The 15,084-nt window shown below is 73.6% G+C and carries 8 protein-coding genes; 3 read left to right on the forward strand and 5 right to left on the reverse strand.

Annotated features, from left to right (window positions below):
- Nucleotides 1-321 precede the first annotated feature (321 nt).
- Nucleotides 322-870: a MarR family winged helix-turn-helix transcriptional regulator gene (locus IE153_RS15715; protein WP_189590337.1), complete on the reverse strand. Its 549-nt coding sequence runs from the start codon at nucleotides 868-870 to the stop codon at nucleotides 322-324.
- Between the two features lie 122 nt (nucleotides 871-992).
- Here IE153_RS15715 and IE153_RS15720 point away from each other — a divergent pair, with 122 nt between their 5' ends.
- Nucleotides 993-2,258: an MFS transporter gene (locus tag IE153_RS15720; protein ID WP_189590580.1), complete on the forward strand. Its 1,266-nt coding sequence runs from the start codon at nucleotides 993-995 to the stop codon at nucleotides 2,256-2,258.
- 39 nt (nucleotides 2,259-2,297) lie between these two features.
- On the opposite strand, the gene IE153_RS15725 is transcribed toward IE153_RS15720, so the two are convergent.
- A complete protein-coding gene (locus IE153_RS15725; RefSeq protein ID WP_189590338.1) occupies nucleotides 2,298-3,965 on the reverse strand; it encodes an ATP-binding SpoIIE family protein phosphatase in 1,668 nt (555 codons plus the stop codon).
- Between the two features lie 174 nt (nucleotides 3,966-4,139).
- The gene (locus IE153_RS15730; RefSeq protein WP_189590339.1) at nucleotides 4,140-5,519 is read right to left on the reverse strand and encodes an NAD(P)/FAD-dependent oxidoreductase; all 1,380 of its coding nucleotides are present in this window, start codon (nucleotides 5,517-5,519) and stop codon (nucleotides 4,140-4,142) included.
- Nucleotides 5,520-5,894: 375 nt separating this feature from the next.
- On the opposite strand from IE153_RS15730, the gene IE153_RS15735 reads away from it, so the two are divergent.
- Nucleotides 5,895-6,659, forward strand: coding sequence for a TetR/AcrR family transcriptional regulator (locus tag IE153_RS15735; protein ID WP_031109790.1), 765 nt, complete (start codon nucleotides 5,895-5,897; stop codon nucleotides 6,657-6,659).
- Nucleotides 6,660-7,006: 347 nt separating this feature from the next.
- On the forward strand, nucleotides 7,007-9,016 hold the full coding sequence (locus tag IE153_RS15740) for a sigma-70 family RNA polymerase sigma factor (RefSeq protein ID WP_189590340.1): 2,010 nt from the start codon (nucleotides 7,007-7,009) through the stop codon (nucleotides 9,014-9,016).
- Between the two features lie 21 nt (nucleotides 9,017-9,037).
- On the opposite strand, the gene IE153_RS15745 is transcribed toward IE153_RS15740, so the two are convergent.
- Both IE153_RS15745 and IE153_RS15750 read right to left on the reverse strand, forming a co-directional pair.
- The gene (locus IE153_RS15745; protein ID WP_189590341.1) at nucleotides 9,038-12,304 is read right to left on the reverse strand and encodes an ATP-binding protein; all 3,267 of its coding nucleotides are present in this window, start codon (nucleotides 12,302-12,304) and stop codon (nucleotides 9,038-9,040) included.
- Nucleotides 12,305-12,704: 400 nt separating this feature from the next.
- Nucleotides 12,705-14,822, reverse strand: coding sequence for an asparagine synthase-related protein (locus IE153_RS15750; protein WP_189590342.1), 2,118 nt, complete (start codon nucleotides 14,820-14,822; stop codon nucleotides 12,705-12,707).
- Nucleotides 14,823-15,084: the final 262 nt, after the last annotated feature.

Here is a 15,084-nt window from a genome sequence, read left to right on the forward strand (position 1 = left end):
TTTCGGGCCTGATCCCCGGTCAGCGGGGTTTGTCTTTGCGGCTGTTGGGCCGTTCCGACGTCCCTAACCTTAGCGCGCCCTCTCGGCGATTCCCAAATCGAAGCCGGTGTGGAGTCGATCGGTCGTCGAGTCCCAATTCGAATTGAATTCGGGCGTGCCGAAATCAACCCTGTCGGGAGGTCGAGCTGGTGGTTTGGGTGCCGCTGCTGCGGCGGAAGTGCTGCCGAAGAACCGTTACGGCCCCGCGGCAACCCGAAGAACTCTACGGATCCGCCAGGGGGCTGTCAAGCCGCCCCTGTCAAGGTCTTTTCGGTCCTGGCGTCACTCCAGGTCGGTGAGGCGTCCGCCGGCGTCCGGCTGGGCGTCCTCGACCCGCCGGAGCAGACGCGTGAGCACTTCGCCCAGCGCCGTGCGCTCGTCGGGGGTCAGGTCCTGGAGCAGGTCCTCCTCGAAGACCGACGCCAGGCGCATCGCCTCCAGCCACTTCTCTCGCCCCTCGGATGTCAGTTCCACGATGACTCGTACGCGGTTGGACTCGTCTCGCTCACGGGTCACCAAAGACTCGGCGACCATGCGGTCGATCCGGTGGGTCATCGCGGCCGGGGTGAGGCCGAGGCGCTTGGCGAGGTCGCTGGGGCCCAGTCGGTAGGGAGCACCGGAGAGGACGAGGGCCTTGAGGACCTCCCACTCCGTGTTGCTGATGCCGAGGGTCGAGGTCTGACGGCCGTAGGCGACGTTCATGCGGCGGTTCAGGCGGGAGAGGGCCGAGACGATCTGCTCGACCTGGGGGTCGAGGTCCTGGAACTCGCGCTGGTACGCGGCGATCTGCTCTTCGAGGGTCGGCTCGCTGGGGCCGGGGGTGTCACCCATGTGCGCAGTATCGCACGGTCGTTCTTTGCCTTGAAGTCCTTGGGTATGTACTCTTTAGCTTCGAACTTTAGCTTCGAAGTCTTCACTCCTAACTTGTGAGAGAGGTGAACGTGACCAGGGCGATGGGCGCAGCGATGCGCCGCATTCACGTGGGTAACGCACTCAGCGCGTTCGGGCTCGGCTTCACGGTCCCGTACCTGTACGTCTACGTGGCGCAGGTGCGAGGGCTGGGGGCCATGACGGCGGGTCTCGTACTCGCCGTCTTCGCCGTGGCAGCGCTGGTCGTGCTGCCGTTCGCCGGGCGGGCCATCGTCCGGCGGGGTCCGCTGCCTGTGTTGCTCACCGCCCTGGTCACCGCCGCTGCGGGCGCGCTCAGTCTGGGGATCGCGAGCAGCGCGGCGGCCGTGCTGGTGTCGGCGTCCTTGCTGGGGGCCGGGCAGGCCGTGATGCAGCCGGCGCTCGCGACGATGATCGTCGACTGCTCGTCGGCGGACACGCGGTCGCGTGCCTTCGCCATGCAGTTCTTCCTGCAGAACCTGGGGCTCGGCGTCGGTGGCCTGATCGGCGGGCATCTGGTCGACACCACCAGCGCCGCCTCCTTCACCCTGCTCTTCGCGATCGAGGCGGCGATGTTCCTGCTGCTGGTCGTGGTGATGGTGACCGTGCGGCTGCCGCACGCGCCGCGGATCGAGGGCGCTCCCCAGGCCTCGGGCCGGGGCAGCTGGAAGCAGCTGATGGGCAATCGGGCCATGGTGCAGCTGTGCGTGCTGGGCTTCGTGCTGTTCTTCGCCTGCTACGGGCAGTTCGAGTCGGGGCTCAGTGCGTACGGGGTCGAGGCCGCCGGGATCTCGACGTCCGCGCTGGGGACCGCACTCGCCGCCAACACGCTGATGATCGTCGTCGCGCAGTTCGCCGTGCTGCGGTTCGTGGAGCGGCGCCGGCGGTCGCGGGTGATCGCCGCTGTCGGACTGATCTGGGCCGTGGCGTGGGCCGTCGCCGGGTACGCGGGGCTCGGGCACGGGAGCCAGGAGATGGCGACGGCCGCGTTCGTCTCGACGTACGCGCTGTTCGGGCTCGGCGAGGCGATGCTGTCGCCGACGGTGGCCCCGCTGGTCGCGGATCTTGCGCCGGAGGGGATGGCGGGGCAGTACAACTCCGCGTTCGCCCTGGTCAAGCAGCTCGCGCTGGCCGTCGGGCCGGCGGTGGGCGGGCCGCTGGGGGCTTCCCTGCACGCGCCGTACATCGTGGCGTTCCTGGTGTTCTCGCTGGGGATCACCGTCCTGGCCGTGCGGTTGGGGCGGCAGCTGACCGATGTGCAGGATCAGCCGTGGATCGGCAAGAGCCGGGTCGTGGCACGGGGTGGGGCGCCCGTTTCCGCGGACGTCTGATCCCGTTCCCGTCCAGGGCCTGTCGTCCGGTCAGCACACCTAGGTGGTCTGGGTGCGGGGCAGTGCGAACTCGCACCAGACCGCCTTGCCGCCGCCGGGTGTGCGGCGGCAGCCCCAGTTCGAGGCGATCGTGGCGACGATGGCGATGCCGCGGCCCGATTCGTCGCCCGGTTCCGCACGGCGGCGTCTGGGGAGGTGGTCGTCGCCGTCGGTGACCTCGATGATCAGCCGTCTGTCCGTACGGCGCAGGCGCAGTCTCATCGGCGGGGTGCCGTGCTGGAGGGAGTTGGCGACCAGTTCGCTGGTGGCCAGGACTCCCAGGTCGTGCAGGTCGGCGGGGAAGCGCCAGCTGGTCAGGACGCCGGAGGCGAAGGCACGCGCGCGGGGGGCCGCTTCCACGCCGCCCAGGAGTTCCAGGGCGGCGTTGCGGAAGAGCTCGCCGTCCGCTCCCGTGCGGGCGGGGTGCTGGAGGACCAGGACGGCCACGTCGTCGTCGTGGTCGGGGGTTACGCCGGCGGAGCGGACCAGGCGGTCGCAGACGACCTGGGGTGTTCCTGTGGCGCCGGCCAGGGCGCGCTCCAGGGCGGCGATGCCCTCGTCCAGGTCCGCGTCGCGGCGCTCCACCAGGCCGTCCGTGTAGAGGACGGCCGTGGAGCCGGGGGCGAGGGGGATCGAGCCCGAGGCGTGCATCCAGCCGCCGGTTCCGAGCGGGGGGCCCGTGGGTTCGTCGGCGCGCAGGACCGTGCCGTTCTCGTCGCGGACGAGGATCGGCAGGTGGCCGGCCGAGGAGTAGACCAGCTTGCCCTCGTTCGGGTCGTGGATGGCGTACGCGCACGTGGCGATCTGGTTGGCGTCGATCTCGGCGGCCAGGCCGTCCAGAAGCTGGAGGACCTCGTGCGGGGGGAGGTCGAGGCGGGCGTAGGCGCGGACCGCCGTGCGGAGCTGGCCCATGACCGCCGCGGCGCGGACGCCCCGGCCCATGACGTCGCCGATGACCAGGGCCGTGCGGCCGCCGCCCAGGGTGATGACGTCGTACCAGTCGCCGCCGACCGCGGCTTCGGTGCCGCCGGGGTGGTAGGTGGCGGCGATGCGCAGGTCGTCCGGCTGCTCGAGCTCCTGGGGGAGCAGGGAGCGCTGGAGGGTGACCGCCGTTTCGCGCTGGCGGCGTTCGCTGGCGCGCAGGCGTTCGGCGGCTTCGGCGTGGTCGGTGACGTCGGTGGCGAAGACGAGGACGCCGCGACCGTCGCTGCCGCCCTTGCCGTCGCCCTGGGCGACCGGGATGCAGGTGAAGGTGTAGGAGCGGCCGTCGGGAGCCTTGCGGGACTTGACCGTGCGCGGTTTGCCGCTGCGCTGGACCTGGTCCAGGAGGGGGAACAGGCCGAGGGCGTCCAGCTCGGGGAGCGCCTCGCGGGCGCGCTCGCCCAGGGGGCGTACGCCGAAGGCGGTCGTGTAGGCGTCGTTGACGTAGGCGATGCGGTGGTCGGGGCCGTGGACCAGGGCGACGAGGGAGGGGACGCGGTCGAGTACCTCACGCACCCGCAGTTCGTCGACGGCGGGTACGGAGGGTGACTCGTCGGTCGGTCGTTCGGCACGGGCGGCGGGTACGGAGCCTTCCCCCCGCCGGTCCGGGGAGGCCGTCTGCTCGGTCCGCGCTGCGGCGCGGCGCTGCGTTCCGGGGAGCCGGGCGCTCCAGCGCGTGAAGTTCACGAATCCTTGCCTCGTGTAGTGGTCGGCGGCCGGCACCGGAACCGGCCGGGGCCCCGGGGGGCCCGCACCGGGGCGAGTGGTGGCATGCCCGCGGTGGTGGACCAGTCTGGCAGTGCGCGGACCGGACCGACATCCGTCAGACGCCGGGCCGGCCGATGGAGTTCCTGGGTCCGGTCAGGACGACCCCTTCGGGTTGTGCGGGGGGTCCAGAGAAGGCTTTCCACCGGCCGCGAGTTCGAACTCCGCCCGGGGGTGTTCGAGTGAACCCAGGGAGACGATCTCCCGTTTGAACAGGCCGGCCAGCGCCCATTCGGCGAGCACGCGCGCCTTGCGGTTGAAGGTGGGCACGCGGCTGAGGTGGTAGGCGCGGTGCATGAACCAGGCGGGGTAGCCCTTGAGCTTGCGCCCGTACACATGGGCGACGCCCTTGTGCAGGCCCAGGGAGGCGACCGAGCCGACGTAGGCGTGTTCGTATGTCTCAAGGGGTTCGCCGCGCAGGGAGTGGACGATGTTGTCGGCGAGGACCTTGGCCTGGCGGACGGCGTGCTGGGCGTTGGGGGCGCACTCGCGGCCCTGCTCCTCGGCGGTGACGTCGGGGACGGCGGCCGCGTCTCCCGCGGCCCACGCGTGCGTGGTGCCGTCGACCGACAACTCCGGCGTGCAGGTGAGGCGTCCACGACCGTTGCGGGGCAGGTCGGTGGCGGCGAGCACCGGGTGGGGTTTCACGCCGGCCGTCCAGACGACCGTACGGGTGGGGAAGCGGGCGCCGTCGCTGAGGACGGCGACCCGGTCGGCGCAGGATTCGAGGCGGGTCTCCAGGCGCACGTCGATGTTGCGGCGGCGCAGCTCGGTGACGGTGTAGCGGCCCATCTCCTCGCCGACCTCGGGCAGGATCCGGTCCGAGGCCTCGACGAGGATCCACTTCATGTCCTCGGGCTGGACGTTGTGGTAGTACCGCGCGGCGTAGCGGGCCATGTCCTCCAGTTCGCCGAGTGCCTCCACGCCCGCGAAGCCGCCACCGACGAAGACGAAGGTGAGGGCCGCGTCGCGGATCGCGGGGTCGCGGGTGGAGGAGGCGATGTCCATCTGCTCGATGACGTGGTTGCGCAGGCCGATGGCCTCCTCGACCGTCTTGAAGCCGATGCCGTGGTCGGCGAGGCCGGGGACCGGCAGGGTGCGCGAGACGGAACCGGGGGCGAGGACGAGCTGGTCGTAGGAGAGCCGCTGTCCGCCCGTGCCCTCCTCCTCGGTGGCGAGGGTGGTGACGGTGGCGGTGCGTTTGGCGTGGTCGACGGCGGTGACCTCGCCGATCAGGATCCGGCACCGGTCGAGGACGCGGCGCAGCGGTACGACGACGTGGCGCGGCGAGATCGCGCCGGCGGCGGCCTCGGGGAGGAAGGGCTGGTAGGTCATGTACGGGTCGGGGGTGACGACGGTGATCTCGACCTCGCCCCGGTCCAGTTCCCGTTTCAGTCTGCGCTGCAGGCGCAGGGCCGTGTACATCCCGACGTAGCCGCCACCGACAACGAGAATGCGCGCACGTTCCTTCACCACCCCATGACGCACCCGTCGCTTGCGTTTGTCCACAGCCTCGACGAATTGTGTGACCGGAGCGGGACGGCGCGCGGAGTTGGCCGGAATACCGACCTTGTGCACATAGATGCAGGTCAGGAGGGGTGGTGCGGGGGGCGTGCGGGGGCACATTCGGGACGTATGCGGCCCGTACTCCGATCGGTGGGCGCTCCGTGCGGAACCTGCCCCTTCTGAATTGACTCCCTCTCAACTATGTTCGTGTGTCGACGGGGTGTAGGGGGATGTGCTCACCGGGGTCCGCGACGGGCGGGCCGCGGGACCGGGCCGTTCCCTCGCTCCGGTATCGAATGGCGGGGAGTGTCTCCGGGGGGAGACGTCATTACCGGGGGAATGCTTATGCATGTTCAGGACTCTCATTGGTCGCCCGCGTCCGCACTCGCGGCGGGCGGCATGACGATGAGCGCGGCGGGCAACGGACGCGACACGTCGCGGACGACGCCGCTGCGCGTGGACGCACAGCGCAATCTGGAGCACGTGCTGCGTGCGGCGCGCGAGGTCTTCGGCGAGCTGGGGTACGGCGCGCCGATGGAGGACGTGGCGCGGCGTGCGCGCGTCGGTGTGGGCACGGTGTACCGGCGGTTCCCGAGCAAGGACGTCCTGGTGCGGCGGATAGCCGAGGAGGAGACCTCCCGGCTGACCGACCAGGCGCGTGCGGCGCTCGGGCAGGAGGACGAGCCGTGGTCGGCGCTGTCGCGCTTCCTGCGGACGTCGGTGGCCTCCGGCGCCGGGCGGCTGCTGCCGCCGCAGGTGCTGCGGGTCTCGGTCGAGGACGGTGCCTCAGGGCCGCGGGTGCCGCAGCAGCGGACCCAGCCGGGCACGACGGAGCTGCGGCTGGTGCCGGACCAGCCCGTCGCGGTCGCCTCGGTACCGGCGGTCGGGGCCGAGGACGACGCCGGGACGTCGGCGCTGCTCGAGGTCGTGGGCCAGCTCGTGGACCGGGCGCGTGCGGCCGGTGAGCTGCGGGCGGACGTGTCGGTGTCGGACGTGCTGCTGGTGATCGCCACAGCCGCGCCCTCACTGCCGGACGCCGCTCAGCAGGCGGCCGCGTCGGCCCGGCTGCTGGACATCCTGCTGGAGGGGCTGCGCTCGCGACCGGCGTGACCCACCGGGGCTCGGGGCCCGCGGCTCGGGGCGAACAGGCCCGGGCCGGGTGGGCCCCAGGGCTCGGGCGGGACGTCCCGGCCCTGCGCGGAATGGGGAGCGAGCCTCCCCGCCCGCAGCGAGAAGGGGAGCCTTCCCCGCCGCAGCGAGAACAGGGAGCCCTCCCCGCCCGGAGCCGCCCGGAGCGAAAGAGGAGCCTTCCCCGAATGGGTGACGGCTAGTACTGCCATGTGGCGAATCCCCACGGATGAGTGATCGTCCGAACTATGGGGTTCTGACCAAATGCCAATATGGCACGCTGACCCGGTGGTCTGGACGGGTTGGGCGGCTGGCGGGGGCTTTCCGCGATGAGCGGTGACGGGCGGGACGAGTCGAGCGGCGGCGGGAGCGGCGACGCCACGGCCGGCGGCCCGGTGCCGCCGAAGGTGCCGAGCCAGGGCGGACGCGCGAGCGTGCCGCCCGGCGGTCACCCCGCCGACGGCTCGGTCCCGGCCCAGCGCGACTGGCACGCGGACAGCGTCCTGCCGCCGCCGCGCGAGATGCCGCCGTCCGACGCCGACCTCATCGACCGCATGCGCGCGGGCGACGACACGGCGTACGAGGAGCTGTACCGGCGCCATGCGCAGGCCGTGCGCCGGTACGCCCGCACCTGCTGCCGGGACGCCCACACCGCGGAGGACCTGACCGCCGAGGTCTTCGCCCGCATGCTCCAGGCGGTACGCGGCGGCGCGGGGCCCGCGCACGCGGTGCGCGCGTACCTGCTCACCTCCGTCCGGCGCGTCGCCGCCTCCTGGACACGGTCGGCGCGGCGCGAGCAACTCGTCGACGACTTCGCCGTGTTCGCCGCCCGGTCCGCACGCGGATCCGACGTGTCCGACGACGACACGCTCGAACTCGGCGCAGACGTACGGGCGATGCACGAGGCCGAGCAGTCCATGGCCATGCGGGCCTTCCGGTCACTGCCGGAGCGCTGGCAGGCCGTGCTGTGGCACACCGAGATCGAGGACGAGTCGCCCAGCGAGGTCGCGACGCTGTTCGGGCTCGACGCCAACGGCACACGCGTGCTCGCCAGCCGGGCCCGCGAGGGCCTCAAGCAGGCCTACCTCCAAGCCCACGTCAGCGCCACGCTCACCGCCGACGAGGAGTGCGCCCGCTACGCCGACCAGCTCGGCACGTATGCCCGCGGGCGGCTGCGCACCCGGGCCGAGCGGGGGCTGCGCAAGCACCTGGAGGAGTGCGCGAAGTGCCGGCTGGCCGCGCTGCAGATCGAAGAAGTGGCCGGCGGTATCCCGGCGGTCGTGCCGGTCGCGGTCATCGGCTGGTTCGGGGCCGCCGGGTATGCGAAGGCGGCCGGGCTCATCGCCGGGGGCGCGGGAGCGGCCGGTGCGGCGGGGGCGGCAGCGGCGACGGGAGGCACGACCGGTGGGGCGGCCTCGGCGGGCGGTTCGGCAGCGACGGGCGGCGGATCGGCCGGAGGGGCCGGAGGCGGGGGTGGTGCGGCGGCCTCCGAGGGGCTCGGCGCGCCGTTGAAGGCCGGTATCGCGGCCGGTGTGGTCGCCGTCGGGGTGGTGGCCGCGGTGGTGATGGCCCTGGCCGGCAACGAGAAGCCGAAGGAGGAGGCCGGAACCGCTCCTTCGTCCCCCAAGCCGTCGTCGGTGGTGCGACCCGGTGAGCCCACGCCCCCACCCCCACCCTCACGGCAGGACCCGGACCCGGACCCGGGTCCGCGCCCGCCGGGGATCATGCCCGCGCGCGCCGAGACACCCGTGCCGACACCGAGCTCCAGGACCAGTCCGGCCCCGGACCAGGACCCTACCCCCACCCCGCCCCGAAAGCCCGCTCCCCCACCCGAGCCCCCGAAACCGACACCACCCCCCGCCCCCACACCGACGCCCACTCCCCCGCCGCCCCCGCCTCCCGCCCCGGCCGTCTACCAGTGGAGCGAACTGTCGTACGACATCAGCGGCGACGGCACGAAGCCCGAGATGCGGATCGGTTCGAGCAGCTGGGTCTGGAAGCGCTCCGGCCTGTCGGTCGGCGACCAGCGCTACGCCCACGGCGTCACCGTGCACGGCCGCTCGTCCGTCACCATCGACCTCAACCGCTCCTGCTCGTCGTACGACGCGCTCGTGGGGGTGGACGACATGACGCTGAGGCTCGGCAAGGTGTACTTCTCGGTCTACGCCGACGGGGCCCGGCTGTGGCGGTCCCCGCTGGTCGAGGGCGGCGACCCGGCCGTGGCCGTCCATGTGAACCTCGCCGGGCGCAGCACGGTCCGGCTGGTGGTGGAACCCCGCAGCGCCCTCGACAACCTGATGCCGGTGGACTGGGCAGAGTCCAGGTTCACCTGCGGCTAGGCCTGTTGGGGGTACGACGGTTCACGTCACCAGGCCGCCGGCGTAAGCACCGCGCGCCTCGTCCAGCTCGCGCAGGACGTCGTCCGCGGTGAGGGCCGCGCCCCGGGCGTGCTCGGCGTCGCACCGGGCGTCTCCCAGGGCAGTGCGAGCAGCGGCCTCGGCCCGTTCGACCGGGGCACGCTCGGGCAGGGAGCGCGGGCGGCCGGCTCGCAAGTGCTCGGCGGTGCCGAGCAGCCGGGCCGCGCGCGGGAAGTCGCCGAGATCGGCCAGCAGCCCGGCCGCGCCGTCCACGACCGTGGCCCGGATCACGTCCGAGCACCGCTTCTCCACGGCCTCGCGCAGGGCGCCGGTCAGCTTGGGCAGGGCGGACCGGGAGCCGGACTCCCTCGCGGTGATCATGGCGTCGAGCAGGAGCAGCATCACCGCGAACTGGGGTGGCGGTGGGCCGGGTGCGGTGTTCGCGCGGGCCTCGTCGCACCACGCACGCGCCCGGCCGGTGTCCCCGTCCTCGAACGCCATCTGGGTGCGCATCAGCAGGACGTACGCCTTGGAGTCCCGCACGCCGTACCGTTCGGCGGCGGCCGTGGCCTCGTCCAGGGACGCCGTCGCGGCCGCCCGGTCTCCCGCGCGGTAGGCGATCTCGGCGAGCCGGGCGATGAGGAACGGCGACTCGGCGTAGGCGCCCACCTCGTAGGCGAGCCGCAGCGCCTCCTCGTACTCCCCCTTGGCGTCCTCGAAGCGGCTGCGCGCCATGGCGGCCTCGCCGACCGCGCTGCACACCTGGGCGCGCAGCCAGCGGTCGCCCGCGCGGCGGCTGAGGACTCGCAACTCGGCGAGGTCGTCGTCGACGCCCTCCAGGCCACCGGGTCCATCGACGACCGTGTGCGCGCGGAACATCAGCGCGACGGAGAGCTCCCAGTCGCCCCCGTACGCACGGCAGTTGGCGACGGCCGCGTCCAGGACGGCCCGGACCTCGCTCTGGTCGCCCAGGAAGGAGGAGAGGATCGGGCAGACGAGCCCCGGGATGCGGGCCGCGTGCGGGCCGCCACCCTCGAAGTGGGCCCACACCCGTTCCATGTACGGCCGTTGCTCGTCGACGATCGTCTCCATGGACTCGGCCTCGGTCATGAAGAACAGATGCAGCATGCGGACATCCATCCGCAGGGCGTGCAGCGGATGCCCCGTCTCCCCGTCCGGCGCGGTGAGGAAGTGCTCGATGTGGCCGGGCGCTTTTCGCCCTCCGGCGTCCAGGGCCGCGCCCAGTCGCAGCGTCCGCTCGAGCCACTCCATGCCCTCGTGGCGGTAGTTGCGCAGCCACCAGAACCAGCCCATGGCCAGGGCGAGGGCGGCGGCGGTCTCCTCGTCCCCGGCGGTGAGGGCCCGTTCGAGGGCGGCGCGGATGTTGTCCAGCTCGGTCTCCAGGCGGGAGATCCACGGCAGTTGCCCGGCGGAGCGCAGCAGCGGATCGGCCCGCTCGGCGAGCGCACGCGCCCACGCGCGGTGCCGGACCTCGGCCTCGGTGCGCAGCCGCGGGGCGTCGGCGGCGCGCTCGACGGCGTACTCGTGGATGGTCTCCAGCAGCCGGTAGCGCATGCCGGAGTCGTCCGCGTCGGGGGCCGCCACGACGAGGGACTTGTCGACGAGGGCCCCGATCAGCTCGGCGGCGGGCCCGGAGCACACGGCCTCGGCCGCCTCCAGGTCCCAGCCGCCCGCGAACACCGACACCTCACGCAGGATCGTCCGCTCGGCGTCGTCGAGCAGGTCCCACGACCAGTCGACGACGGCGCGCAAGGTCTGCTGGCGGGGCAGGACCGTACGACTCCCGGAGGTGAGGAGGCGGAAGCGGTCGTCGAGCCGGTCGGCGATCTGCCGGGGGGTGAGCAGCCGGAGCCGGGCTGCCGCCAGTTCGATGGCGAGCGGCAGCCCGTCCAGCCGCCGGCAGATCTCCGCCACCGCCCGCTCGTCGCGGAGCACGGCGTCCGCGTCGGGACGGACGGCCGCGGCCCGCTCCGCGAACAGCCGGCGGGCGTGGTCCGGGCGCAGGGGCTCGACCGGACGCACCAACTCACCCGGAACCCCCAGGGGTTCACGGCTGGTGGCCAGGATCGTGAGCCCCGGGCAACGGGTCAGCAGGGTCTCCGCGAGGTGCGCGGCGGCGCCGATGACGTGCTCGCAGTTGTCAAGGATCAGAACGAGGCTGCGCGGCGCGCAGAACTCGACGAGCAGGCCGACGGGGTCGTCCTGCACGGCGGTGTGCTCGCTGGTCAGCAGCACGGTCTCGCGCAGACCGAGCGCACTGACCACCGCTCCCGGCACCGCCTCCGGGCGGTCGAGCGGGGCGAGCTCGGCCAGCCGTGCCTGCGGGAGCCCGGCGGCGGCTTCCTCGGCGAGACGGGTCTTTCCGGAGCCGCCCGGTCCGGTGAGGGTGACGAGACGGGCCCTGTGCATCTCGGAACGGATGGCGTCGATCTCGGGTTCCCGGCCGACGAAGGAGGTCAGACGGGGCCGAATGGTGCCGGGCGGTATGCGCTCGCGCTCCGGCGGAGCGGGCGGCGGCTTCTCCTCCGGCGGGGCGGGGTCGAGCAGTCCGGCGTGGAGGGCGCGCAGCCGGGGCCCGGGGTCGGTGCCGAGGCCTTCGGCCAGGGCCCGGCGGGCGGTTTCGTACGCGGCGAGGGCGTCGGCGTCCCGGCCGGTGTCGCGCAGGGCGCGGATGAGGAGCGCGTGCAGCGGCTCGTCGTACGGGTGTACGGCCGTCAGTTCCCGCAGTTCCGGTACGACGTCCAGTGCGCGGCCGAGCCGTAGCCGGGCCTCTGCCCTGGCCCGGGTCGCCTCCAGGCGCATCGCCTCCGGGCGGGTGGCGGCGGAGCGGTCGGGGAGGTCGGCGAGGGCGGGCCCGTGCCAGAGGGCGAGGGCGGCGTCGAGGTGGTGCTCCGCCAGGGCGGGGTCGTTGCCGGTGAGGGCGTCGGTGCCCTGCTGGACGAGCCGTTCGAAGACGAAGAGGTCGATGTCGTCCCGGCCCGCCGCGAGTCGGTAGCCGCCCGTCTCGGAGGTGACGGCGTCCTTGCCGAGGGTCCTGCGGAGGCGGCCGACGAGGGCCTGGAGCGCGGCGGGGGCGTCCTGGGGAGGCTCCTCCGGCCAGACCTCGTCGATCAGCGTCTGGGGGGTGGTGACGCGGGAGGGGCGCAGGGCGAGGGCGGTGAGCAGGGCACGGAGCCGTGGTCCGCCGACGGGTACGACTGAGCCGTGCTCGTCCTCTGCCGTGGTGACGCCCAGGATTCTGTACCGCACGGGGTCATTGTCGCCGGGGTCGGCGCGAGGGCCGGGGGGTTTTCCGTGCCGGGCGTTGCTCGGGGGCTCGTGGGCGGGTGCGCGGGGTTGTGGCTGGCCTGGGGGCGGGTGGGTCCGCGACCCGGCGTTGGGGGGGTGCTGCTGCGTTGGTACTGGGGGCGGGTGGGTCCGCGACCCGGCTCTGGGGTGCCGTTGCCTCGGTGCTGGGGCCGGGTGGGTCCGCAGCCCGGCGGAACGGGGTGCCGCTGCGCCCACCCTCCCCCAAGCTCTCGGCTCCGCTCGAGCAGGGGGGACCCCCATCGCCCCCAGCGGCACGCATGCCCGCAGCTAAGCGGGCCCGCAGCGGTTGGCGCCCACGCGAAGGCGAAGCGGACGCGTACCCGCACCCACCGATCCACCGCTACACCCGCCGCCCCCCACCGGCCCCCGCCCCCAACGCCCCCCGCTGCGGAGCGATCCCCGCCGGTACCGCTCGCTGCCTGGCGGGCGTGCCCGTCCAGCATGTGCCGCGGCGGGACAGCAGGCGGCGCAGCCACAGCTCCAGGGAGACCAGGTCCGCGAGGCCGTCCAGGGGCAGGGGTTCACCCGCCGCCGCGCCGCGCAGCGCCTTGCGGACCACGCGGGCCTCGACCAGACCGGCCTCCGCCAGCAACGGGGTGTCGAACAGGGAGACCAGAGAGTCCGCCGCCACACGCAGCCCCGTCCGCTCCGCGGCCGCCGCGGTCGCCTGGGTCGGGGCACCCCAGCCGGGCGGCAACTCCCGGACACCGGCCCCTTCCAGCACCGTACGCAGGATCGCCGCCCGCGCCCCCGGCCGCACCCGCAGCGCCTCGGGCAGCGCCCGAGCCGCCCGGACGACCTGGTTGTCGAGGAACGGCGCGTGCAGCCGCTGGAAGCGGACCTCCGCCGCCTGCTCCAGCACCCGCAGGTCCGCCGCGTGCCGCGCCAGCGCCGCACGCGCGCGGAAGTCACCCGGCCGCTGCCCCGGCCCCACCAGCTCCGACCGGTGTGTCGCCGCCTGAAGGCGAACCGATACTTCAGCGAGTGCCTCACCGGTCAGCCAGCGCGCGGCCGGCCCGGGTCTGCCCCAGGTCAGCGCGGCGAGCGAGGCGTCCAGCGCACCCCCGGGCGCGTCGAGGCCGTCGTCGGAGCGAGGGTCGAGGAGGCGCTCGGCGAGGGACTCGAGCCCCGACCGGTACGGCGTACGGGAGAGCCGCCGCGCCGCCGCGTACACGCGCGCGGGCACCAGCACCGACCCGTCGGCCTTGGCCAGCGCGGCGACCGGCCGTACGAGATGCCGCCGCCGGCGGTCCATCAGCAGGTCGGCGAGCCGCGCGGGATGGGCGTCCAGCACCTGCCGCGCCCCGTACCCCGTGAAGTGGTCCGCACTGCCCGCCGCCAGCCGGGCGCGATGCCGTGCCGCCGACACCAGGCACGGCCCGGGTTCGTCGGTCAGCGGCCCGTCCAGGTCGGCGTAGGGGAGGGTCTCCTCGCCGCCCGCCACGACGACGTGGTGGAGCCGCGGGTTCGCCGCCAGCGCGCCCGCCCGCTCCAGTTCGGCCTCCCGCCCTCCTACGGCGAGGTCGTTGAACGTGACGGCCAGCAGCCGCTCCCCCGCGCCCGTGCCGTGCCCCAGCACCGTGCCCGGCATCCCGGGGAGCCCAGCGGCCAGCAGCGCCAGCGCCCCGGAGGCCGGCCCGCCGGACAGGTCCGCGCCGATCCCCGGCACCGGCATCCCGCGGGCGGCCCGTCGCTCGGCGGGTCCCATGCCGGGCACGGGGCCCGGGTCTATGTCCATCCCCGGGACGTGCCGCGGAGCGGACAGCCGCGTCCGTACGGCTTCCACGAGCGCGTCGCGCACCGCGTCGACCGCGCTGTCGGGATCGGCCGGGGGCGCCGCGACGGCCAGTGAGGCGACCGGCTCGTACCCGGCGATCTCGCGCGCCCCGGCGCGCAGGATGAGGGCATGCCCGGGCGGAATGCGCTTCACGCCGTCGTACGGCGTGGAGTCGTGCAGCGCGGCGGGCACGTCCGGAGCGGCCAGCAGCGCGGCGAGATGCCCGAAGTCGAGGTTGGCCTCGATGAGGTCGGCCAGCGGCAGCGCGGCGGTCGCGTACGCCGTACCGCCGGCCCAGGGCGTGTGGAACACCGGCCGTGCGCCCGCGAGGTCGCCGCAGACGGTGATCCGCCTGCCGACCTGGACGATCGCGGTGTAGCTGCCCGACCAGGCGGTCAGATGCCGAAGTGCCCCACCACGCGCGGCGAACAGCGCGACGCGCAGTTGTTCGTCGGTGGCGCCGCAGATGCCGAGGACGGCGATCCTGGTCCGGTCGTCGGCCTTCACGACCCGCACCTCGTCGGGGCGCCAGTCGCCGACCGCCCACAGCGGATCGGGATCACCCCACAGGAGTTGGGACCCCACCGGGTGCAGCGTCTCGCCCTCGCTGCCGGTCGCCCCCGCCGAACCGGCAGCGACGGCTCCCGCGGCGGTGCTGCTCCATCCCACCAACCACCGCATCGCCGCCTCCACAGGCTGTGGACAACCAGTGCACCGTACGAACCGGTTCACCATGCTGCCATGAAGGAAGCGTTCCAGAGGGTGCCGACGCCGCTTGCGCTCCGCCGAATGCGCCCCGGCGGAGCCACCCACACCGCCCCGAACCCCCCGAACACCCGCACACCGCCCGCGAACACGGGCGGACAAGACACCGACTGAAGGGACGGACGCCAGGACGGCCGAAGAGACGAACGAAGCACCGAGCGAAGCACCGGGGAAGCAC

Source organism: Streptomyces massasporeus (genome assembly GCF_014648995.1).
Taxonomy (GTDB): Bacteria; Actinomycetota; Actinomycetes; order Streptomycetales; family Streptomycetaceae; genus Streptomyces; species Streptomyces massasporeus.

Coding starts and splice junctions, on each gene's coding strand:
- IE153_RS15715 (WP_189590337.1), bottom strand. CDS start 870: ATGGGTGACACCCCCGGCCCCAGCGAGCCGACCCTCGAAGAGCAGATC.
- IE153_RS15720 (WP_189590580.1), top strand. CDS start 993: ATGGGCGCAGCGATGCGCCGCATTCACGTGGGTAACGCACTCAGCGCG.
- IE153_RS15735 (WP_031109790.1), top strand. CDS start 5,895: ATGCATGTTCAGGACTCTCATTGGTCGCCCGCGTCCGCACTCGCGGCG.
- IE153_RS15740 (WP_189590340.1), top strand. CDS start 7,007: ATGAGCGGTGACGGGCGGGACGAGTCGAGCGGCGGCGGGAGCGGCGAC.
- IE153_RS15750 (WP_189590342.1), bottom strand. CDS start 14,822: ATGCGGTGGTTGGTGGGATGGAGCAGCACCGCCGCGGGAGCCGTCGCT.